This window comes from Methylothermaceae bacteria B42, from assembly GCA_001566965.1.
Lineage (GTDB): Bacteria > Pseudomonadota > Gammaproteobacteria > Methylococcales > Methylothermaceae > Methylohalobius.
In genome coordinates this window covers 98389-121481 of record LSNW01000013.1, presented here as the reverse complement: position 1 = coordinate 121481, position 23093 = coordinate 98389, and the positions used below count along the sequence as shown (strand labels likewise).

The 23093-nt window shown below is 52.8% G+C and carries 18 protein-coding genes and 1 pseudogene; 7 read left to right on the top strand and 12 right to left on the bottom strand.

All coding sequences use genetic code 11. The features are described 5' to 3' along the window. Positions 1-617: 617 nt before the first annotated feature. The 10 genes and pseudogenes from AXA67_06685 to AXA67_06640 all read right to left on the bottom strand — a co-directional run bounded on the left by AXA67_06685 (position 618) and on the right by AXA67_06640 (position 8692). Complete coding sequence (locus AXA67_06685; GenBank protein ID KXJ41225.1) at positions 618-941, bottom strand: ferredoxin; 324 nt, start codon at positions 939-941, stop codon at positions 618-620. Between the two features lie 6 nt (positions 942-947). Further along, the gene (locus tag AXA67_06680) at positions 948-2369 is read right to left on the bottom strand and encodes a hypothetical protein (GenBank protein KXJ41224.1); all 1422 of its coding nucleotides are present in this window, start codon (positions 2367-2369) and stop codon (positions 948-950) included. Between the two features lie 131 nt (positions 2370-2500). After that, positions 2501-2953 carry an iron-sulfur cluster assembly scaffold protein gene (locus AXA67_06675; GenBank protein KXJ41223.1) on the bottom strand — a complete coding sequence of 151 codons (453 nt, stop codon included), beginning with the start codon at positions 2951-2953 and terminating at the stop codon, positions 2501-2503. Next, positions 2953-4203, bottom strand: coding sequence for a cysteine sulfinate desulfinase (locus AXA67_06670; protein ID KXJ41222.1), 1251 nt, complete (start codon positions 4201-4203; stop codon positions 2953-2955). Before AXA67_06670 ends, AXA67_06675 begins: the two co-directional genes overlap by 1 nt. Then, on the bottom strand, positions 4200-5495 hold the full coding sequence (locus tag AXA67_06665; protein KXJ41221.1) for a hypothetical protein: 1296 nt from the start codon (positions 5493-5495) through the stop codon (positions 4200-4202). Before AXA67_06665 ends, AXA67_06670 begins: the two co-directional genes overlap by 4 nt. After that, positions 5492-6265, bottom strand: a complete 774-nt coding sequence (gene sufC, locus AXA67_06660; protein ID KXJ41220.1) for a Fe-S cluster assembly ATPase SufC — start codon at positions 6263-6265, stop codon at positions 5492-5494. The genes AXA67_06665 and sufC overlap by 4 nt, the downstream gene beginning before the upstream one ends. 1 nt (position 6266) lies before the next feature. Then, positions 6267-6507: pseudogene (locus tag AXA67_06655) on the bottom strand (hypothetical protein). A 35-nt stretch (positions 6508-6542) separates the two neighbouring features. Next, positions 6543-6758, bottom strand: coding sequence for a hypothetical protein (locus tag AXA67_06650; protein ID KXJ41219.1), 216 nt, complete (start codon positions 6756-6758; stop codon positions 6543-6545). Positions 6759-6767: 9 nt separating this feature from the next. Continuing rightward, entirely contained in the window at positions 6768-8219 is a 1452-nt protein-coding gene (locus AXA67_06645) for a Fe-S cluster assembly protein SufB (GenBank protein KXJ41218.1), read from the bottom strand. A gap of 20 nt (positions 8220-8239) precedes the next feature. Next, positions 8240-8692, bottom strand: coding sequence for an Rrf2 family transcriptional regulator (locus AXA67_06640; GenBank protein KXJ41217.1), 453 nt, complete (start codon positions 8690-8692; stop codon positions 8240-8242). Positions 8693-9113: 421 nt separating this feature from the next. Between AXA67_06640 and gcvT the strand changes: the two genes are divergently transcribed. Genes gcvT through AXA67_06620 form a run of 4 tightly spaced genes read left to right on the top strand, consistent with a single transcriptional unit; the run spans position 9114 to position 13454 of the window. Continuing rightward, positions 9114-10226, top strand: a complete 1113-nt coding sequence (gcvT, locus tag AXA67_06635) for a glycine cleavage system protein T (GenBank protein ID KXJ41216.1) — start codon at positions 9114-9116, stop codon at positions 10224-10226. Then, positions 10219-10608, top strand: coding sequence for a glycine cleavage system protein H (locus tag AXA67_06630; protein KXJ41215.1), 390 nt, complete (start codon positions 10219-10221; stop codon positions 10606-10608). Before gcvT ends, AXA67_06630 begins: the two co-directional genes overlap by 8 nt. 12 nt (positions 10609-10620) lie before the next feature. Further along, positions 10621-11979 carry a glycine dehydrogenase gene (locus tag AXA67_06625; GenBank protein ID KXJ41214.1) on the top strand — a complete coding sequence of 453 codons (1359 nt, stop codon included), beginning with the start codon at positions 10621-10623 and terminating at the stop codon, positions 11977-11979. Between the two features lie 11 nt (positions 11980-11990). Beyond that, on the top strand, positions 11991-13454 hold the full coding sequence (locus AXA67_06620) for a glycine dehydrogenase (GenBank protein KXJ41213.1): 1464 nt from the start codon (positions 11991-11993) through the stop codon (positions 13452-13454). A 150-nt stretch (positions 13455-13604) separates the two neighbouring features. Here the strand turns inward: AXA67_06620 and AXA67_06615 are convergent, their stop codons facing one another. Continuing rightward, the gene (locus AXA67_06615; GenBank protein ID KXJ41212.1) at positions 13605-13847 is read right to left on the bottom strand and encodes a glutamate synthase; all 243 of its coding nucleotides are present in this window, start codon (positions 13845-13847) and stop codon (positions 13605-13607) included. Between the two features lie 359 nt (positions 13848-14206). Between AXA67_06615 and AXA67_06610 the strand changes: the two genes are divergently transcribed. Next, the gene (locus AXA67_06610; GenBank protein KXJ41211.1) at positions 14207-15952 is read left to right on the top strand and encodes a hypothetical protein; all 1746 of its coding nucleotides are present in this window, start codon (positions 14207-14209) and stop codon (positions 15950-15952) included. Further along, positions 15918-17999 (top strand): hypothetical protein, encoded by a 2082-nt coding sequence (locus AXA67_06605; protein ID KXJ41210.1) that lies wholly within the window; start codon positions 15918-15920, stop codon positions 17997-17999. The genes AXA67_06610 and AXA67_06605 overlap by 35 nt, the downstream gene beginning before the upstream one ends. On the opposite strand, the gene AXA67_06600 is transcribed toward AXA67_06605, so the two are convergent. Next, entirely contained in the window at positions 17982-19088 is a 1107-nt protein-coding gene (locus AXA67_06600; protein ID KXJ41209.1) for a hypothetical protein, read from the bottom strand. The genes AXA67_06605 and AXA67_06600 overlap by 18 nt on opposite strands. Before the next feature lie 67 nt (positions 19089-19155). Here AXA67_06600 and AXA67_06595 point away from each other — a divergent pair, with 67 nt between their 5' ends. Beyond that, a complete protein-coding gene (locus tag AXA67_06595; GenBank protein KXJ41208.1) occupies positions 19156-23022 on the top strand; it encodes an ATP-dependent RNA helicase HrpA in 3867 nt (1288 codons plus the stop codon). Positions 23023-23093: the final 71 nt, after the last annotated feature.

Genomic DNA, 23093 nt, shown 5'->3' with positions numbered 1-23093 from the left:
TTGTCATTTTGCTGTACTCCTTTCGGTGATTTGTAATATCTAAATTACATCTAGCAAGAAGTGCGCCAATATTTGGGAAGTGCTTTAGGTATGGGTTTTCAATTATGGTGGCTCTAAATAATAGAAATGGAATAGGAAGAAACCTACGATAAAATGACGTTTCTTAACGACAGTGATGAGGGGGTGTTGGGCTATTGCACGGCGCTTTCCAGCTAGGAGTTTTTGTGATGGAGCCAACGGGCACAATTGAAGCGGGCTAGAAGGCAATGACCGCAAAATAAGAGAAAGCTAAAAAAACGTTACTTCTTAACGACAGTTTTGAGGAATTATCATTTTCAAGAGTCATTAGTTGGAGTTCTTGGCATGGCTCCCTTGCACTTTGGGGTATTTTTTTCCTTTCCGCTAACAGCACTAACGATTACTGCAAAAAAAGTAGGAAATACAATGAATTGCCCTGCAAAAAATACATGTAACCTGACAGCGACAGGAAGGGCGGGCTCGCGGATGGGTAAATTAGGTCAAAGTGAGTTTGGCTTGGGGATGCATTCCCTAGGGAGTCAGGGAATGCTTCTGACTATAATTCGGAAATTGTTTGAACCCATCCTATTGGATTATATTCAGTCATCCCAGCGGTCGTCTCGCACTTGGATGAACCCCGCCGCGACCCGCACAGGAAATACGTGTAAGTTTTCGTAAGCCGGAGGGGATAAAACCTCGCCGGTTTTGATGCAAAAGCGGGCGCCGTGGCGGGGGCAGATGATTTCGTCTCCTTCCAGTTCACCGCTGGCGATTTCTGCGCCGTCGTGGGTGCAGACATCTTCGATGGCGTAATAGCCGCCGTCGAGATTGAATACCGCCACGTCTGTGCCATCCAGGTCAATGACCTTATGACTGCCGGGAGGCAGTTCGTCGGTTTTGCAGACATCTATCCAGTCGGACATGGGCTCTTAGGAATCGTAATAGTAAAGTTGTTGACCGGGGCGCAGCCGCCGGGGATTGGTGACACCGTTGACGAATTTAAGATGTTTGATAGGGATGCCAAGACGCCGGGCGATGACGCCCAGATTATCCCCGGAGCGGACCCGGTAGAATTTCCTAGTCAAGGTTTTATTGATTGGGATAACAAGAGATTGCCCCACCTTGATTCGGTTGCCGCGAATATGGTTGACCCGGCGTAGCTGTTCTACACTCACGCCAAACATTTTCGCAATGCCGCCCAGATAGTTACCTTTTTTAACCCGGTAAACCAATTGGGTGGAAGTAGATTTGGAAATCGTCTTTTTAACGGCTTTCTTTTTAGCAACCTTGACTGATTGTGCTTGCGCAGGCGTTTTTGGAGCAGGCTTAAATGATTGTTGAATCCTTTGGTTAAGGGCGATTTGGGTCGTGACGGGTTTCCATAATTTGGTAGAAGGCAGTTTTTTATCCAAACGCCATGCAGCTTTGGCCGGCAGGCGGACGAGAAAATTACTGCTGGGAATGCGTCGGTATTTTTTGAGTTCCGGATTGAGGGATTTGAGTGTGCTTACCGGGATGTTTGCCAATCGGGCGAGCTTTTTGACTGGCATTGGATTTCGCACCTGGGCAAAGCGGTAGTTTTTTCGCCCGCTTACCGGGAAGCCGAAATGTTTAGGATCCTTCAAAATCAATGCGGCTGCCAGGAACTCTGGGACGTATCCCCGGGTTTCCCGGGGAAGAAAACGCAAGACATGGCTATAGCCCCGCCGCCGGTTTTTGACGCCACTTCTCCGCACCACCCTGGCGATGCGCCCTTCGCCAGCGTTATAGGCTGCCACGGCAAGCAGGACGGAAGTTCTTCTGAATTTGCGCGTGAGAAATTTGAGATATTTGATGGCGGCATCGGTGGCGCGGGCCGGGTCGGTGCGGTGATCCACCTTGCGACCCACCTTCAAGCCATAATGGCGGGCGCTGGCGGGCATGTACTGCCAAAGTCCCCGGGCGCCGGTGCGGCTGCGGGCATTGAAGCGAAACGCGCTTTCGGCCATGGGCAGGGCTTCAAAGGCGAGCGGGAGTCCCGCCCGGGCCAGTTTGGCGCGGATCATGGGGCGGTAACGGTCCCCCCGCCGCAGCGCGGCCAGGGTTTTGTCATACTGCCTGCCGGTGAATGCCCTCAGATAAGCGGAGACGGAGCGGGTCAGGCGATTCAATTCCCGCCGCGACCACCTGGGTTCCCCAAGTTCCCGCAACAGGCGTTGCAGCCGGTGGCGGACATCGTTGGTGGAAATTTTTTTACCGGAAGCGGTAACGATGGGTTTGGGCGTTTTGGCCTCAAGGGTATCGGCAAAGCCAATAAAGAAAATGAGCAGTAACGATAGACCTGCTAAAGATAGCCGAGCTCCGGGCAACATTATGTTCTCCCTTTATTGATTTCATGCCCAGGATCAAATAGTACCTCGGAATTGCCCGTCAGGCAAAATTTACTAAATTACTAATGATAGGCCTCAGACACCCAGATTCGATTTGGACCATGCCGTCTGGATTACTCCGTACTAACAGCACTTTCTTCTCCCTTGAGGGCGGCTTCCAGGGAATGCCAGGGCAAGGTGGCGCACTTGATTCGCGATGGGTATTGCTTGACACCCGCAAGTACAGCCAATTTCCCCAGTGCTTCCAGTTTCAGATCGCCGTCTTCGCCGGTGACAATCTTGTGAAATGCCTCGAACAGTTTTTCCGCTTCCTGGACGGTTTTGCCCTTGACAATCTCAGTCATCAGCGACGCGGACGCGGTGGAAATAGCGCAGCCCTGGCCTTGAAACGCCACATCGACAATCTTGTCGCCGTCCAATTTCAAATACAGGGTAATGCGGTCGCCGCAAAGGGGATTGAATCCCTCGATGGTGCGGTCGGCATCCTCAATTACCCGGAAATTACGGGGATTGCGGTTGTGGTCGAAGACCACTTCTTGGTAAAGATCGCGTAAATCGTCCAGCATCAGCCGAATGCCTCGATAATGTGTTGAATGGCTTCCATCAAAATGTCAATTTCCTCTTTGCTGTTGTAGATGGCGAACGAAGCTCTCGCGGTGGCGGCTACCCGAAAGAAGTCCATCACCGGCATGGCGCAGTGGTGGCCGGCTCTGACCGCGACGCCGTAGTGATCCAAAAACGTTCCAATGTCGTGGGGGTGCACCTGCTTCAGTACGAAGGACAATATGGCGCCTTTGTGGGTAGCGGTCCCGACCAGCTTGAGCCCGCTGATTTCCAGGGCTCTGGCGGTGGCGTATTCCAAGAGTTCATGCTCGTGGAGGGCGATAGCCTCCCAGCCGATGCTTTCCACATAATCGATGGCCGCCCCCAATCCCACCGCTTCGGCAATGGCCGGAGTGCCGGCTTCGAATTTGTAGGGTAGAGAATTGTATTCCGTGGCCTCGAAGGTGACTTTGCGGATCATCTCGCCACCCCCTTGCCAGGGAGGCATGTCCTCCAGCAGTTCCCGCTTGCCGTAGAGTACGCCGATACCGGTGGGACCATACAATTTGTGGCCGGAGAAAGCGTAGAAATCGCAGTCCAGGGCTTGCACGTCCACTTTCAAATGGGGAACGGCCTGGGCGCCGTCGAGGAGCACCGGAATCCCCTGTGCGTGGGCCATTTGTATGATGTCTTCCACCGGATTGATGGTGCCCAGGGCATTGGACATGTGGGTGACGGCCACCAGGCGAACACGGGAGTTGAGCAGCCGTTGGAATGCTTCCACAAGCAACTCACCCTTATCATTGATAGGGGCGACTTTTAACTTGGCGCCGGTCTGCTGGCAGACCATCTGCCAGGGCACGATGTTGGAATGATGCTCCATGGCGGTGATGAGGATTTCATCGCCGGGTTGGAGATAAGTCCGGCCATAGCTTTGCGCCACCAGATTGATGGCCTCGGTGGTGCCGCGGACAAAGACAATTTCCTCCCGGCAGGCGGCGTTGATGAAACGTTGCACCGTGTCGCGGGCGGCTTCGTATTTCGCCGTGGCGCGTTCGCTCAGGGTGTGCACGCCGCGGTGGACGTTAGCAAAATCGTGGCGGTAAAAATCCGCCAGAGTGTCGATGACCTGCTTGGGCTTTTGAGCGCTGGCGGCGTTGTCCAGATAGACTAGCGGCTTGCCTCGTACTTGCTGATGCAGGGCCGGGAAGTCGGCGCGGATGGCTTCCAGGGGATAGGGTGTTTGAATCTCGGTCAGTGCGGATTGGGTCATGATGTGCTTTCCAGGTCGATGGCGTCGAAACGGTTATCCAATTGTTGATGCAGATATTGGCGCAGGGGCGCAACTTTGACCGCCTCAATCAATTCATTGACAAAGCCATAAAGCAAGAGCTGGCGGGCGGAATCGGCGTCAATCCCCCGGGTTTGCAGATAAAACAGGGCATTGTCGTCCAGTTGGCCGACAGTAACGCCGTGGGCGCATTTGACATCGTCGGCGTAGATTTCCAGTTGCGGTTTGCTGTCCACTTCGGCATTTTCCGACAACAACAGATTTTTGTTGCTTATGGCCGCGTCCGTCTTTTGCGCGCCGGGCTCAACCACAATCCGGCCCTGAAACACGCTATGGCCATGGTCTTCCGCCAAAACCTTGTAGGATTCCCGGCTGACCGCGCCGGGTTTTTCATGGATGATACGGGTATGGCTATCCAGATGCCGGCGGCCGTTGGCCCAATGGAGGCCATCCAGTTGGCATTGGCTTTCTTCCCTTAAATGAACATGAATTTCACTGCGGGCCAGCAGGCTGCCCAAGGCAAATTGGGTCTGTTCGAATCGGGAGCTCGGTGCCTGTTTGATGTATAAACCGCCGAAATGAAAGGCCCGCTGGGCTTCCTCCTGGATTTTGAAGTGTTGCAAGCGGGCATGGTTTCCCAGCAAGACTTCGCTGACATGAGCGGTCAATCCGTTGCCTTCTCCCAAATAGGATTCGATGATGGTAGCCTCCGCGCCTTCATCGAGCATAATCAAATGACGGGTGGGGATGGCCGCTGCCTGGGTCTGGATATGAAGAATCTGGATGGGGTGTTCCAGCCGGGTGCCGGCTGTCAGATAAACCAATGCGCCGCCATGAAACAGGGCGGTGTTGAAGTCGATGAAGCCATGATCCACATCCACTGCCTGATTGAGCCCTTTGGTCAGTAGTGCCTCGTGGCGGAGCAGGGCGGCGCCCATGTCGCAGAAAATCACGTCCCCCGCCAGGGCAGGGTGGGAAAGCGCGGAAGCGAAAAAACCGTCAACCAGAACCAGATGCCAGCAATCTGGCAAGAGCTGCTGTTTGATCCATTTTTCATCCACAGAGCCTGAAGCCGCCGCAAGGGGAAATCGTTTACGCTCGATAGGCGATACATTGGTGTATTTCCACTCTTCTTCACGAGGTGAAGGAAAGCCTTTACTGCCAAATCGTTGCAGGGCTTGACGGCGTAGTTCCACCAACCAGCCAGGCTCGTTGGCCAGCCGTTTTTCGAGCACTTCCTGATAAGGTTTCAATGCTTCTGCCGGCAGGTTCATGGGGCGTGTGCCTCCGGCGCTTGTTCGATCCAGCAGTAGCCCTTGGCTTCCAGTTCCTTGGCCAGTTCAGGCCCGCCAGACTTGACAATCCGCCCGTCGGCAAACACGTGGACCACATCCGGTGTTACATAATCCAACAGCCGTTGATAATGGGTCACCATCAGAAAACCCCGCTCGGCAGAGCGCAAGGTATTGATGCCCTTGGCGACAATCTTCAGGGCATCGATATCGAGGCCGGAATCGATCTCGTCCAGCACGCACAAAGTCGGTTCCAGCAGCAGCATTTGCAGAATTTCATTGCGCTTTTTCTCGCCGCCGGAAAAACCTTCGTTGATGGCACGGTAGAGGAACTGCTCTTCCATTGCCATCAACTGGATTTTTTCCTTGACCAATTGGATAAAATCCATGGCGTCCACTTCCGGTTCGCCACGGTGTTTGCGAATAGCGTTGAGCGCTGCTTTAAGAAAGTAAATATTGCTGACGCCTGGAATTTCCACCGGATATTGAAACGCCAGAAAAACCCCTTCCCGGGCCCGTTCTTCCGGCGCCATGGCCAGCAAGTCTTTTCCCTTGTACCAGACCCGGCCTTCGGTGACTTCATACCCGTTGCGGCCGGCCAGAACATTGGCCAGGGTGCTCTTGCCCGAACCATTAGGCCCCATGATGGCGTGGATCTGACCATAATCCAGGTCCAGGTGGATGCCCTTGAGGATGGGCTTGCCTTCCACGGAAGCGTGGAGGTTTTCGATTTTAAGTAATGGTTTGGTCATATTAATGTTGCCTTATTTGCCGAAGGAGTTTTTCATAATCCCCATGGGAGCCAATCCAAAACCAAATCATTTCGCCATCTTTCTGAATACCGACGGCTCGGTAATCTTTTGTGATGCGGACAGAAAAGATGGGCATTTTGGAGTGAACCCGTTTGACGGAGTCCCGGGTGAGAAGGATCCCTTTGGAATTGGGCATAAGCCGTTTTTGCCTGTTTGCGAATCTTTTCTGGCAATTGGGCCATTAAAATGCGGAATTTTTCTGTGATATGGGATTTCACTATTTATCAACATCGAGTTTTTTGGTTTTTCCCTGTTCATATTCGGTGAGCGCTTCTTCCGCTAAGGTTTTAAGTACATCTTCAGAATCGGCCAGGATGGATTCCCATTTTTTCTCGGTGATGATTTCCTCGATCAACCAATGGCCTAATTCATTTTGTTCTAGTTCCGACAGCTTCGAAGCTTCTTCAAAGGCTTTTTGCAGAATTTTTGACATAATAGCTCCTCAACCCACACTCCCTTCCAAACTGACGCCCAGCAGCGCCTGGGCTTCCACCGCAAATTCCATGGGCAGTTCCTTGAACACTTCCTTGCAGAAGCCGTTGACAATCATGGAGACCGCATCTTCGGCGGAGATGCCCCGTTGCTGGCAGTAAAACAATTGATCCTCGCTGATTTTCGAAGTGGTGGCCTCGTGTTCCACCTGGGCACTGGGCTGTTTCACTTCGATATAAGGGAAGGTGTGGGCGCCGCAGCGGTCGCCAATCAATAGCGAATCACACTGGGTATAGTTGCGTGCGCCGCTGGCGCTTTTCAGCACCTTGACCAGCCCCCGGTAAGTGTTTTGCGCCACTCCGGCGGAGATACCCTTGGAAATAATGGTGCTCTTGGTGTTTTTACCGATATGGATCATTTTGGTGCCGGTATCGGCTTGCTGATGATGGTTGGTAACCGCCACCGAATAAAACTCACCCACCGAATCATCGCCGCGCAAAATACAGCTGGGATACTTCCAGGTGATGGCAGAACCGGTTTCCACCTGGGTCCAGGAGATTTTCGCCCGGTCGCCCCGGCATTCTCCCCGTTTGGTGACGAAGTTGTAGATGCCGCCACGGCCTTCTTCGTCGCCGGGATACCAGTTCTGAACGGTGGAATATTTGATTTGCGCGTCTTCCAGGGCGATCAGCTCGACCACCGCGGCATGGAGTTGATTTTCGTCGCGCATGGGGGCGGTGCAGCCTTCCAGATAAGAGACATAGGATTTTTCCTCGGCGATAATCAAGGTGCGCTCGAATTGGCCGGTATTGGCGGCGTTGATACGGAAATAGGTGGACAGTTCCATGGGGCAGCGCACCCCCTTGGGAATGTAAACGAATGAGCCGTCGGAAAACACCGCCGAGTTGAGAGCGGCGAAGAAATTGTCGCCCGGCGGCACGACCGAGCCGAGATACTTGCGTACCAACTCCGGGTGCTCGCGGATTGCCTCGGAAATGGGGCAAAAAATGACCCCGGCTTTTTCCAGGGTTTCCTTGAAGGTGGTTGCCACCGAAACGCTGTCAAACACCGCATCCACGGCCACGCCTGCCAACCTTTCCCGCTCGTGCAGGGGAATGCCCAGTTTTTCGAAAGTTTCCAGCAGCTTGGGATCGACTTCGTCCAGGCTCTTGGGGCCATCCTTGGGGGATTTGGGGGCGGCGTAATAGCTGATGGCCTGGTAGTCGATAGGTTCGAATTTGATGTGGGGCCAGTGGTGGGGTTCTTTCATTTTCAACCAGTGGCGGTAGGCTTCAAGACGCCATTCCAGCATCCACTGGGGCTCGTTTTTCTTGGCCGACAGGGCGCGGACGATGTCTTCGCTCAGGCCCGGAGGCAAGCGGTCTTCCTCCACGTCGGTCACGAAGCCCTCTTCGTATTCCCGGCCGATCAGTTTTTCCAGGTTTTCGCTACTTGCTGCCATAAGTTTCTCCAAAAAGGGTTTCAGCGGGCTGCGTGCTTGAGTTGAGAGAAAGCAATGGGCAGTTCCCGCACCGCTGGCTTGACCATGTCTGCCAGGGTAATCGATTCCAACGCTTGTTTGATCGCCTGATTGATCAACGCCCAGTTGCCCCGGATATCACAACCATCCGCTTGTTGGCATTGATTGTCCGCCTGGGTGCATTCGGTCAAACCAATAGGACCCTCCAGAGCGGCGATGATTTGCGCCACGGTAATATCTTTAGGATCGGCGGCAATCCGGTATCCGCCGTGGGCGCCGCGAATCGATTCAAATAAATGCTGTTGGGTCATGGTCTTGAGAATCTTTTTTACCGTGGGCAAAGCAATACCTACTGTGCCGGAAATTTCCGCAGCGGTATGCATGGCCTCTGGTTGCCTGGCGCAATAGCAGGCAATCACAATGGCGTAATCGGTCAGTTTGCTCAGACGTAGCATAATTAAGACTATTTTAGTCTTCAATAAATCCCAAGTAAAGTAGTAAGTTAAAAAGTTTGGAAGAGTGGAGAATTCGTTAGGTGTAAAGATGATTGACCAAAAAATCAGTGAGGATTTGAAGCGATACGTAAGACTTTTACACTCCCGGCATAATCCAGACAGATAATAAAGCCGCAATTGGTTTGTTCAAACGATTACAGCTGTTTTAGGGGAGTACAATGATGTTTCGATAGAGATAGAAAGGCTGCGTCAATTATTAGAGAATGGGCATAATTTATCTTCCCAATCATTGCAGCCATCGGTTATCTGCTGGGATGCTTGGAGGAGCGGCGGGTCAAAGTTTGGCGCGGAATTTTCCAAAAATTGCCCAGGTTGCCCAAAATTCAGAAAGTCTTGAGAAATCACCTGTAAAGCCCCGGTTATGCGAAAAACGCCATTATATACTCTGCATCATCGGCTAGGCGCGAGGATGATTGAATTTGCCGGATGGCAAATGCCGTTGCGTTATACCTCCGAGATTGAAGAGCACCGCGCGGTTCGCGAGGATGCTGGGGTGTTCGATGTGTCTCATATGACCCGGATAGATATTCGCGGTAATGGCACGGCTGAATTCTTGCGCTATTTGTTGGCTAATGACATTGCAAAGTTAAAACATCCAGGCCGCGCACTCTATAGCTGTATGCTCAACGATCAGGGCGGGATTATCGATGATGTGGTGGTGTTTTATCGGGATGCGTCTTGCTTTAGGCTGGTCACCAATGCCGCTACCCGGGAAAAAGACTGGGTTTGGATTAACCGGCAGGCCAAGGATTTTGATGTGAGCATTTACTTCCGGGATGAGCTGGCCATGATTGCCGTGCAAGGTCCCAATGCGCGGAAAAAGGCGGATTTACACTTGCCTGGTGCATTGAAGGAAAAGCTTAAATCCATAAAACCTTTTGCTTTTGCCGAAGCGGACAACTGGTTGGTGTCGAGAACCGGTTATACCGGAGAAGATGGCTATGAATTGATGCTTCCCAACGAAGAAGCGCCTAAATTATGGGAAGCCTTGTTGGACAGCGGTGTCCAGCCTTGCGGCTTGGTAGCCCGTGATACACTAAGGATGGAAGCAGGGTTTAACCTCTATGGACAGGAAATGGACGAAGATATTTCGCCCTTAGAATGCGGTTTGGCGCAAACTGTTGCGCTAAACCCGCCACAGCGCCAGTTTATTGGTCGGCATGCCATAGAAAAGGAACTCGCCGAGGCGGTGAAATGGCAGCGGGCGGGTTTGATTTTACTGGAGCCAGGCGTGCTGCGCCGGGGGCAAAAAGTGAAATTGAAAGCGGGCGAAGGCAGTATTACCAGCGGCGGGTTTTCGCCGACATTACAGCGTTCCATCGCCTTGGCTCGGTTGCCAAACAGTGAGGAACAACAATGCCTAGTGGAGATCCGCGGCCGGTGGAAACTGGCGCAAATCGTACAACCACCGTTCGTTCGCCACGGCAAAATCATGATTGAAATTGCGACAGACAAGGGGGAACACCATGAGTGACGTACCACAGGAACTGAAATACACTGAGAATCATGAATGGGTTCGCAGGCGTGAGGATGGCAACCTGGCGGTGGGGATTACCGATCATGCCCAAGAGGCATTGGGTGATTTGGTCTATGTCGAATTGCCCGAGACTGGCCGCGAAGTGAAGGCTGGAGAAGCATGCGCGGTGGTGGAGTCAGTCAAGGCCGCGGCGGACATCTATAGCCCGGTTGCGGGAACCATTGTCGAAGTCAATGAAGATTTGGCCGATACGCCGGAATTGATCAATCAAGATCCTTACGGTACCTTTATTTTCGTCTTGCAACCCCAGGATCCGGCGGCATGGGAAACCTTAATGGACGCTGAAGGGTATGCCAAGTTGTTGAGCGAAGAAAGCTGACGAGTCCGCCCCATGCCTTTCATTCCCCACACTGAGGAAGACCGGCAGGCGATGCTTGCGGCCTTGGGACTGGATTCCCTGGCTGCGCTTTTCGATGAAATTCCCAAGGGCTTGCGCTGTGCAAGTCTCGATTTACCGGCGGGGATGTCGGAAATGGAAGTTCAGCGATTGCTGCGGGAACGGGCGGAACAAAATACCCGTCAGCTCTGTTTTGCCGGCGGCGGGGCCTACGATCATCACATTCCGGCTGCGGTGTGGGAGATTGTCGGCCGGGGGGAATATTATTCGGCTTACACTCCCTATCAAGCCGAGGCCAGTCAGGGTACCCTGCAATTGGTCTACGAATACCAAAGCATGATGACCCAATTGCTGGCGATGGAGGTGTCCAACGCTTCTTTGTATGACGGCGCTTCTGCCTTGGCCGAAGCGATCTTGATGGCGGTAAGGGCCAACCGTCATAGCCATTCCAAAAAGGTCCTCGTGCCTACCTCCGTGCATCCCATTTACCGCCAGGTAGCGGCTACCATTGTCGCCAATCAAGCCATCGAACTCATCGAGATTCCCTTCGATCGCCAGACTGGTCGAACTTCTTTGGAAGCGTTGGAAGCTTACCGTGACGAAGATATCACTGCGGTGGTCATCCCCCAGCCCAATTATTTTGGCGTGCTTGAAGACGTTGACGCAATGACAGACTGGGCGGCGCAGCAGCGGGCATTATCCGTTGCGGTGGTGAATCCCACGGCGATGGCGATGTTAAAACCACCGGGAGAATGGGGCGCAAACGGCGCGGACATTGCCTGTGGGGATGGCCAGCCCTTGGGTATTCCCTTATCCTTGGGTGGCCCCTATTTTGGCTTTATGACTTGCCGCAAGGACTTTGTCCGCCAGCTTCCCGGCCGTATCGCCGGGGCCACGGTGGACAGCGAGGGCCGCCGCGGTTATGTCTTGACGCTGCAAGCCCGCGAACAACATATCCGCCGTTCCAAGGCCACGTCCAATATTTGTACCAATCAAGGGTTGCTGACCGCGGCGGCAGCCGTGTATATGGCGCTGCTTGGCCCGGAAGGATTGGCGCGGGTGGCGGTGGTTTGTCACGAGAATCTAAACCGGCTGATTACCCGGCTGACGCAAATACGTGGGGTAGAGAAGGGATTTGATGGCGCTGCTTTTCACGAAGGGGTATTGATCCTACCGAAGCCGGCAGAAGTGGTGCTTGAAAGTCTATCTAGGCAGGGTATTTTAGGAGGGATTGCTTTAAGCCGCCATTATCCGGTATTACCCAATGCCGTCTTAGTATGCGCCACTGAAACCTGCAGCCGGGATGATATCGAACGCTACACCGACCAGTTGGCTGCTGTTATCAATGCTTGAGAGGAGGGTGCATGCTGATTTTTGAACGTTCCCGGCCCGGCCGCCGCATTTCAGCGCAATGGCCACGCCAGCCGGCCGCCTTGCCTTCGGATATTCCCGAACATTTGCTGCGCCGCCAGCCGCCGAAACTGCCCGAAGTCTCGGAATTGGATGTAGTACGTCATTACACCCGCTTGTCCCAGCAGAATTTTTCCATCGATACCCACTTTTATCCTTTGGGGTCGTGCACCATGAAGTACAACCCCAAAGTTTGTGATGTGCTGGCCAAACAGCCCCAATTTCTCGGCGGTCATCCTGCGACGGGCGCCAATTCTATTCAAGGCTTGCTGGCCTGCTTGCATGAATTGCAGGAAAGCCTGCGGGAAATCACAGGCATGGCGGAAATGTCCTTGACGCCTGCCGCCGGGGCTCAAGGCGAATTTGCAGGAGTCGCCATGATCCGCGCTTATCATCAGTCCCGGGGAGATCATCAGCGCACGGAAATTTTAGTGCCCGATGCCGCCCACGGCACCAATCCGGCTTCCGCCAGTATGGGTGGTTATTCGGTGCGGGAGATTCCCACCGACCGTCACGGCGATCTGGATTTAGAAGCCTTGCGTCAGGCAGTGGGACCGCAAACCGCTGGAATCATGCTGACCAACCCTTCCACCCTGGGGGTATTCGAGCGCCGTATTCAAGCAATCGAGACCATCGTTCGCGGCGCCGGCGGACTGTTCTATTACGACGGCGCCAACCTGAACGCCATTCTCGGCAAGGTTCGGCCTGGGGATATGGGGTTCGACGTGATACATCTGAATTTACACAAGACTTTCTCCACGCCCCACGGTGGTGGCGGTCCCGGCGCCGGGCCCATCGGCGCCAACGAAAAATTGGCGCCCTTTCTGCCGGTGCCGATGGTGGGGAAAAATGGCCAAGGCCAGTACCATTGGATCACCGAAGACGAAAGGCCGCAAACCATTGGCAGGTTGTCGGCCTTTGCCGGCAATGTGGGGGTGTTGTTGCGCGCTTATGTCTATATCAAATTGCTGGGGGCTGAGGGGATGGTGCGGGTGGCCGAGTACGCCACCCTCAATGCCAATTATATGTTGCAAAAATTAAAGGAAGCCGGGTTTGAAGCAGCTTACCCGGACCGGCGCGCGGCCCACGAATTTTTGATCACCTTGAAGCATCTGGCTAAAGAAACCGGCGTGACAGCGCTCGATTTCGCCAAGCGTCTTCTGGACTATGGCTTTCATGCCCCAACCATTTACTTTCCGTTGTTGGTGCCAGAGTGCATGTTGATCGAACCTACCGAAACCGAAACTAAAGAAACCCTCGATGTTTTTATCGAGGCCATGATTCAGATCAAACAAGAAGCGGAAAACGAACCGGAGAAACTCAAGCAAGCCCCTCACACACTGCCGCTCAAACGGCTGGATGAGGTGCGCGCGGCCAAACATCCCGATCTTGCCTGGCGGGAAAGTCCGGCTTCCTAATCATTCTGGGCTTTGTCTCCCGCCCCATGCCTCGAGGGATTAAGAACCTAAGCTGGAGTAAGGAGCTTTTGCCGAGGGCGCTCACGCCCTGGATAAGCGCAATCGATACCCCGCGAGCGAAGTAAACTTCCTGTCTCGTTCCCCTATCATTCAGCTCAACGTTTTGTGGGTGCCGTCACACATCGGTGGTGAACCTGTGCGTTTGCAGCCACAGAAATAGACGGTTTCATCCTTGCTTGCTTGCCAGGCAACGGGGGTAATGCCGGTGCCCTTGTGGGAACCATCGCAAAAAGGCTGGTCTTTGCTCAAGCCGCAGGCGCACCAATAATAGGTTTCGCCGGCTTCTACTTCCACTGGGAATGGGGATTTACTGGCAATGACAGGTTCGGTCATGGTATGCCTCCGTGTGAATTTTAATTCATGAGTAACTGCTCGGGCCGCCATGGATGGTCTGCTTTAGGAAGCCCCCAGCACCTTGTCTGCACAAAGTTAATAAACCTAAATTCTGCAAGTGCTTCGGCATTCTGCTGTCAAATCAAGCCTTTATGCTGCATTGACTGCACCAATTTTATGCTCGAAGTAGCGCTGCTACGCCTGCGCGAAAATTGCCTTGCCGCCTTGCCTAAAGCCTTGTTTGATACCCTTGGTGCTCGGATCACTTGCAAAATTTAGGTTAAACGTAAATAGATTTTACGAGTCATGCCTATGTTAATTCGCCAGCAAGAGAATTACCATGACACCGGAGCGTATCTATGACAAAAAAAATCTATGTCGGCCTGTGCATCACTTATCACGATCCTGCCATTGCGATCGTAGATGGGGAAGGTAATGTCATTTTTGCGGAAGCCGCTGAACGGTCGTTGCAATACAAGCGGGCCCTCAATTGCCCGCCCGATCCCTTTCCGCAGATTGCCGCCTGGTTGGAACGGTATTGCGATCCACAGGCCCAGTGGATCATCGCCTTCAATTGGAGCCAACGCCGGCCCTGGTATGAACCGGTCAGCCGCTGGCTCGGGTACTTCACTGCTCCCGGACTGGTGGCCAAGGGTTATCGGGACCATTCAACCTTCCTGGAAAAATACAAGCTATTCCACATGCTGGCTTGCCAGCACGTCAGCCGCTCAATGGGAGGGCTCAATTTGGTTCGCCAGGTATGCGAGCGTTTTCCTGGAACCCGCCTGGATTTCAAATATTTCAAACATCATGACTGCCACGCGGCGGCGGCTTGTCTGAGCAGCCCTTTTTCGGAGGCGGCGTGTCTGATAGTCGATTCCTATGGCGAGCGCGGTGCTATTGCGGCCTACCACTACGACCGTGGAAACATTACCCCTTTGTACACGGACCGAAATATCGCCAGCCTCGGTTTCTTTTATATGTGGTTGACCGAATTATGCGGTTTTCATTGGTGGCAGGGAGAGGAAGGCAAAGTTATGGGATTGGCTTCCTACGGTAAGGTGAATGAAGCCTGGCTGCGGCGGTTCGAGCAAATGCTGTGGGTGGAGGGGTTAGGGCTGCGTCAGGATATGACCGCAATCTCGGCTGATATCCAAGCCTTTAAAAAAATCCGTCGCCAGCCGCAGGCACCTGCGTTGGAAGCGGCGGATCTGGCCAAGACCGGGCAGGTGTTTTTTACCCGGTTGATGACGCAATTGGTAAACAATTTATACGACAGGCACCCCTGTCACAATTTGATATTGGGCGGAGGATGCGCCTTGAATTCGGTGACCAACGGGCAACTGATGGCAAACACGCCTTTTATCCGGTTGCATGTGCCTTCCGCGCCGGCCGATGACGGGACTGCTCTTGGCGCTGCCTGGTTAGCATGGCGTCAGGATCATCCGGGTGCGGAATGGCCTGGCGGGGACTGTTTATCACCTTATCTTGGCAGTGATATCGCCGACGTGCGGCTGCAGCGATTGATTCAATTTGGCGGGCTGTCTGTCGAGCATTTGCCAGATACGATTTGTGAAAGAACTGCCTCATTGTTGGCGGAAGGCAAGCTGATTGCCTGGGTGCAGGGGCGGGCGGAGTTCGGTCCCAGAGCCTTGGGGAACCGTTCCATTTTGGCCGATCCCCGGGATCGGCAAATGAAAGACAAACTCAATGCCAGGGTAAAGTTCCGCGAAGCGTTTCGTCCGTTCGCCCCGGCCATCTTGGATGACTATGGCGAGGAATATTTTCAGGATTATCAAGTCTCACCTTTTATGGAAAGAACCTTAAATTTCCGCAAGGAGAAAGCAAACCAAGTGCCGGCGGTGGTGCACGTGGATGGCACCGGCCGGGTACAAAGCGTGCGACGGGAATGGAATCGAAAATTTCACCAATTGTTGAGTGCGTTTCATCGCCAAACAGGGGTGCCGGTGCTGCTCAATACCAGCTTGAATCAAATGGGGAAACCCATGGTCCACGGCGTGGAAGATGCCGTGGCGGTATTTATGACCTCGGGTCTGGATGCGCTGGTGATTGGTGATTATCTTTTCCAAAAGCCCCATGCCTGAATTATTGCCGCCAGAAAAAGAAACCTATTACCGCTGGGCGCAATTACAGTGGCAGCCCATATGGTTTCAGGAGGCGGAAGCATGGCTGAATGATGTATTTCAATGTCAAGATCAGGCCAGCCCCGATATCAATACATCACTGACGGATTTAAAAGAGTCGATTGAATGTTTTGCGGCCGATTTACCATGGGAAGATTGGCGGTCTTGGTTCGCTCCATTGGGTGCCATTGAAGGCTGTTGGCTGGATACCGTCGTCCACATGGCCAATGCCCATACACCGGTGGGGGCGTTGTGGCTGCAAGCGCAATCCCTGGTTCGGCGGCTGTTTCAGGCCTGTTATCCAATGTATTCTTTCGATGGCCTAAGCCCGGTTGCGAGTCACTATGGGTGGCTGGATAAAATCCATTCGGATCCTGTGATTTGGCAAGATGGCGCTACCCTGTTGGCGTTGGGGCGGACGGGCGGGCGTTATCCGTGGGAAATTCTTGGCTTGACCCAAGCCTATGCCCAATTGGGTGGTGGGTTGTTTCATCTTTCCAACTGGTTAGAAAAATCCTCTGATGCCGGAGATTGTGCCTCACTTGCCCAGACAATTGATGCAATCTTCAGTCAATGCTCACTTTCCAACGAGGAAATCCAGCGGGTAAAACGGGGGAAAGACTTTTTTCTCAACCGGACAAATACGTGGATACAGGCATGGCAGGCCCATTGGCAACACAAGCAAAACTTACGCCAGCAAGTGTTGTCGATATTCCGCCAAAAAGCCCGTTATGCCAAAGGCATGCATCACCGGGTGGAATGGCAAGGGCGTTCGTTGGAATCGTGGTTTTTGCTCTTAAACGAAGGGAATGGCGAAAGGTTTCTGCAAGCCTTTCTGGGTTCACCTTTCCTGAATTTGGAAAAACCTGAGGACAGCCGGTTTTTTCAGCATTCCATCACCTTTGAAGGGCCCATGTTCGGGGTTTTTAGTGAGCATGAAATCGAAATAATTAAACAGTGGTTGATTAACGAAAGACGCCCTTTCCAAACGGGCGCAATTTTCTCAGGTAGTGGGGCGACTCCACTGACAAATACGGCTATTGTGGTTACCAGAAAAGCAGCTTCCGAGCTGGTTGAATCAAGTTCCGTCCCTAAACTTTATTTAGACTTACTCCAACAAGACAACCTAGCTCGAAGTCTTCCTATGGCCCGGTCTTATGTGCGAAAAATTCTGTCAATTGCCCAAAGAAAAGCGCGCCGGACCCAGTTTGACTATTCGCCTGAAAGGTTGAAGGAAACCATTGAAATTAGGCACCAGCGACAATGCCGCTCAGAGCCGCAGCCGCCTTCGGCGCCTAAAATTTCCAGGGAAGCCTACATTTGGGGCATTGAGCAATTGGCGCCGGCTATTTTGATGGATGGCGCCTGGCTGCAGTATTCGGCTTTGGTTTCACAGCGTTATCCCGCCATAGGGAATCACCTCTGGGCGATCTTCCGGGATGAACTGGGCGCCGGGAAGGTGGCGCAAAATCATGCCAATGTTTACAGGAAGCTGTTGGCGGAACTGTCCATCGAACTGCCGCCTTTCGACAGTGAGGCATTTATCAATCATCCCGGGTTTATCAAGGGCGCTTTCGATTTGCCGGCTTTTCTTTTGGCCATTGGCCAATTGCCCGGAGAGTTTCTGCCGGAGATACTAGGGTTGAATCTGGCGATAGAGTTGAATGGACTAGGGGAAACTTATCAAACCTTGGCGGAAGAATTGACCTACTGGGGAATCGATCCAACTATCGTCCGCCTGCATCAGTCGATTGATAATTTGGCTTCCGGCCATGCTGCCTGGGCCCAAGATGCGATAATTGCCTATCTCGATACCTTTGCCTGTGCAGGTGAGCCGGTAGTGCAAGCGCAATGGTTGCGGGTATGGACGGGCTATCATGCGTTACACGCGGCCACTAGACGTTTTGTGTGGCGGATGATTGCGGGCTGGTGGTGGCGGTTTGGATGGCCTTCTAAACTTAAGAATCGAATACTGCCATCTAATCCCGGTTTAGGCTGCGGTGGCTGACTGTTCGCTGTCAACCACCCGGTTACGGCCTTGTTTTTTGGCTTCATAAAGGGCGGTGTCGGCGCGCTCGATCAAATCATCGATGGAATCGCCTTCTCTTAGGCTGGCGACACCGACGGACACGGTCACTTGGCCAATGGGTTCGCCATTGTCTTTGCGTTGCAGCCGGCTTTTGGCCAATTCAGAGCGGATATTTTCCGCCACGTTAATGGCTTCTTCACGGTTGACGTTGGCGAGCAAGATGGCGATTTCTTCACCTCCGTAGCGGGCCGCGGCTTGGCCTTTGGGCAGATATTTTTTGATGAGATGTGCGGTAAAACGCAGGACTTTATCGCCGGTCAAATGACCGAAATTATCGTTAATCTTTTTAAAGTGATCCAAGTCTAGAATTAACAGAAATACGCTGGAAAATTCGTGGGGAAACATTGCCACCACGTGCTGAATTCTCATATCGAATGCACGCCGGTTGAGGAGGCCGGTCAAAGCGTCGGTGAAGGCGGCCTCTTTCATCATTTCCAACTCGGCCCGAAGTTGGGTGATTTCTAGGTTGGTGTAATGCAGATTATTTTTAAGTTGGCTGCCGGTTTCCGCCAGGGCGCGGGTTTCTTGAATGACATTTTGCAAGACTTCGGCGATTTTTTCCGGCGGCTGTGTCGACAATGCCTGGGCTTGTTCCTCCAAATTAACGCTGGACTGGCTGGCTTGGGCCTCGGTTTTTTCAACCTCCTGCAGCGTTTGTTGAACCAGGTGGCTTAATGAATCCCCCACTTTTTCAAAACGGCGGGCGGCCTCGTCGAGAATATATTGTCTATAGAATTGAATGCAATGGGCTTCGGTCAAAGATTGCTGGTTTTTAGTCAAATTATCAATGGCTTCCCTAAGCAGCCGGTTGTTGCCGGCGATGTAATCATAGCCTATGGCATAATTAATCGGATTCATGGGAAGCTTGAATTTTGCCAGCCACGGTAAGGTTAGCCGGAGATATTCCGCGGCTTGTTCCGGGGTTTCGTGATATCGGGGAATGAAAGAAATTTTATCTTCAGGCATGCAAGCAAATAGTTTTTTAAATTGTTTATTAAAATCAAACAATCAATGGCATCTTTAGGTTGTTTGATCGTATCAGATACAAATTTAGCTGGTATCGAGCATTTTTCAAATGGTATTGAATGATTTACTAGAGCAAATAACCCGCTGCATGACCCAAGACCGCCATAAATTACGGCAGCAAGCCCAGAGGCTTGGAAAGCAGCCGGCAGAGGAAAAGCTCGCGGCATTGATCAGTGCCGTGGAGCAATCGGTTTCCCAAGCAGAGGCGAGGCGGGCCAGCATTCCCCCATTATCTTACCCTGAGTTGCCGGTAGCGGATAAAAAAGACGATATCGCCCAGGCGCTTCGGGACAATCAGGTGATTGTCGTTTGCGGGGAGACAGGTTCTGGAAAAACCACTCAGTTGCCGAAGATCTGTCTCGAAGTCGGGCGCGGCGTTCACGGATTGATCGGCCATACCCAACCCCGGCGGATTGCCACCCGCTGCGTGGCATCGAGGATTGCCGAAGAACTGGGACAAGAGATGGGCAATTTGGTGGGGTATAAAATCCGCTTCAGCGACAAGACCCGGCCTGAAACCCTGATTAAACTCATGACCGATGGGATTTTGCTGGCCGAAACCCAAAACGACCGCTTTCTTTCCCAGTACGATACCCTGATTATTGACGAAGCCCATGAACGCAGCCTCAATATCGACTTTTTGCTGGGGTATCTCAAATGGTTGCTTCCCAGAAGGCCCGATCTCAAAATCATTATTACCTCCGCCACCATTGACCCCCAGCGTTTTTCCGAGCATTTTGGCAAGGCCCCCATTATTGAAGTTTCCGGACGCAGCTTCCCGGTGGAAATCCGCTACCGCTCCCTGGCCGAAGGCGAGGCTACGGATAAAGAAATGGTGGATGGCATTCTGGCGGGAGTGGATGAGCTGGCGCGGGAAAATCTGGCCGATATTTTGGTCTTTCTCACCGGCGAAAGGGATATCCGCGAGACCGCCGAGGCCTTGCGCAAGCATCATCCGGAAAAATATGAAATTCTCCCACTCTACGCCCGCCTGAGCGCCAAGGAGCAGCAGCGGATTTTTCAAACCGGCGGCAGACCGCGGGTGATTTTATCCACCAATGTGGCGGAAACCTCGTTGACCGTCCCTGGAATCCGGGCGGTGGTGGATACCGGCCTGGCCAGGATCAGCCGTTTCAGCCCCCGCAGTAAATTGCAGCGCCTTCCCATTGAGCCGATTTCCCAGGCTTCCGCCAAGCAGCGCGCCGGGCGCTGCGGGCGGGTGGCGCCAGGGGTGTGCATCCGGCTCTATTCGGAAGAAGATTTATTGGGAAGGCCTCAGTTCACCGACCCTGAAATCCGCCGCACCAATCTGGCTGCGGTGATTTTGCAAATGAAGGCGCTGCGGTTGGGAGATATCGAGCGCTTTCCTTTCATCGACCCGCCCGATGCCAGGCAAATCCGTTCCGGCATTAAATTATTGCAAGAATTACAGGCGCTGGATGACAAGGGTCAACTGACCGACATTGGTCGTACGCTGATTAAATTCCCCATCGACCCTAGATTGGGAAGAATGTTGGTGGCGGCCAAGGAGCAAAACTGCTTGACGGAAATGTTGGTGATCGTCTCGGCCCTCAGTATCCAGGATCCCAGGGAAAGGCCGGCCGATCAAGCCCAGGCCGCCGATGCCAAACATGCGCAGTGGCGCGATGAACAATCGGACTTTCTGAGCTTCCTCAAGCTCTGGCAACTTTATACAGAACGGCAAAAGCATCTGTCCAAAAACCAACTGCGAAAGTTTTGCCGGGAGCATTTTCTTTCTTATTTGAGAATGCGGGAATGGCAGGATATTCATAGTCAATTGCAGGAAGTCGTCAAAGGGGAGCTGCGCTGGCGGCCCAATCAGCAACCAGCGGAATATCAGGAAATCCATCGGGCAATTGTTTCCGGCTTGCTTTCCCATATCGGTTTTCGCAAGGATAAGTTTGAGTATGAAGGCGCCCGCGGTTTGAAGTTTTTTATTTTCCCTGGTTCCGGCTTGTTCAAAACCCGCCCCCGCTGGCTGGTTTCCGCGGAACAGGTGGAAACCAGTAAGGTGTACGCCCGGATCAACGCCAGGATTGAACCCCAGTGGGTCGAACAAATGGCCGGACACTTGCTCAAGCGCCACTATTATGATCCGCATTGGGAAAGAAAGGCACGGCGGGTGGCGGCTTTTGAGCGGGTGACATTGTTTGGCCTGACCTTGGTGGAACGGCGCAAGGTTCCCTATGAGAAACTGGATCCCAAAAAAGCCCGGGAAATTTTCATTCGCTCTGCTTTGGTGGAGCAGGATTACGATTGCCGATTGGCATTTTTCCGCCACAACCAGGCATTGTTGGAAGAGTTTGGTTTGCTGCAACACAAGGTGCGGCGGGTCGACTTGATGGTGGATGAAGGATGGTTGTTCGATTTTTACGATCAGCGTATCCCGGCTGACATTTGTAACGGCGCGGATTTCGAGCGCTGGTACCGACAAATCGTCCGCCACCAGCCCGATACTCTAAAGCTGACCCGGGAATTGATTGCGCGCCACGAAGGGGATTTGCGCACGACGGATTTCCCAGACCATTGGACGAAGGGGGATTTGCAGTTGCCACTGCGGTACCGGTTTGAGCCTGGCCATGAGGAAGACGGTGTCAGCGTGGAAGTGCCCCTGGGAGTGTTGCCCCAATTACAGCAGGCGGACTTTGATTGGCTCGTGCCGGGCATGCTTCAGGAGAAACTGATTTTTCTCCTGAAGGGCCTGCCCAAGGGCTATCGCCGGCGATTGGTACCGATTCCTGATACCGCCCAGAGATTGGCGGAAGCATTGACTTTCGGTCAAGGTGAATTTTACCGAGTCGTGGCAAAGGCATTGCTCCGGGTCAGTGGCATCGAGATGAACCCGGCGCAGCTCAGGGAAGCGGAATTGCCTGATCACTTGAAAATGAATTTTAAAATACTCGATGAACGCGGGCGCATCGTGGCACAAGGCCGGGATTTGGAGCGGCTCAAAACCAAACTGACTTTGAAGGCCCAGCAAGGCTTCAAGCGGGCCGCCACCTCCGAATTGACCCGTAGTGGCTGTAAAAGCTGGGAATTCGGTGATTTATCCAAGACCCATAAAATGTCTAAAAATGGGCAAGTGGTGCTTGGTTTTCCGGCGGTGGTGGATGAAGGGGAAGCCTGCGGCGTCGGCTTGTTTGCTACCGAAGCCGAAGCAAGCAAGGCGCACCGGCGGGGATTATGCCGTTTAATACGTTTGAATTTGTCTAAGGATGTTAAATATTTGCGCCGTCAACTTCCCCTCGGCAGCGCCGACGAACTGATCTATGCCAAACTACCCAAGCATCCTTTTTTATATGCTGATGAAAAGCAGCAATCCTTATTGGATGATATGGTGGATTTGGTGATAGATGAGGTTTTTCTTGATGTGGTCGAGACTATTCGTTCCAAGGATGCTTTTGAGGCTTGTTTGGCGCGGCACCGGGGTGAGTTATTGACCAAGGCCCAGGAAATGGGCGGTAAGGTTAAAGCCATTTTGGCACAGATTCACCAGTGTAAAATTTCTTTTACAGAAATGAAGCATCTGCACCAAAGCGCTACCGGTGCGGATATCCAGGAACAATTGAGTTTGCTTGTCTATCAAGGTTTTCTACGCCATACCCCATGGTCGAGGCTGCGAGAGTTGCCTCGTTATTTGAAAGCGTTGCAATATCGGTTGGAAAAGGCACAATACGAACTGGCCAAGGATGAAATGAAGATTCAAAAAATCCGGCCATTTTGGCAGGCCTATTGGAAACGGGTGAAAGCGGGTGGCATTGAACCAGAAATCGATCCATTTCGTTGGAGTTTGGAGGAGTTTAGAGTGTCATTATTTGCCCAGCCCATTAAAACCGCTTTTCCCATTTCCGAAAAACGCTTGGCCAAGGCTTGGGAAGCCTATGAAGCGGCTTGATTTTTCATAGGGTAATTGGGTTTAAGATACTATGAACCCTTAGGGGAATAAATTATAAGGATACTGGAAAG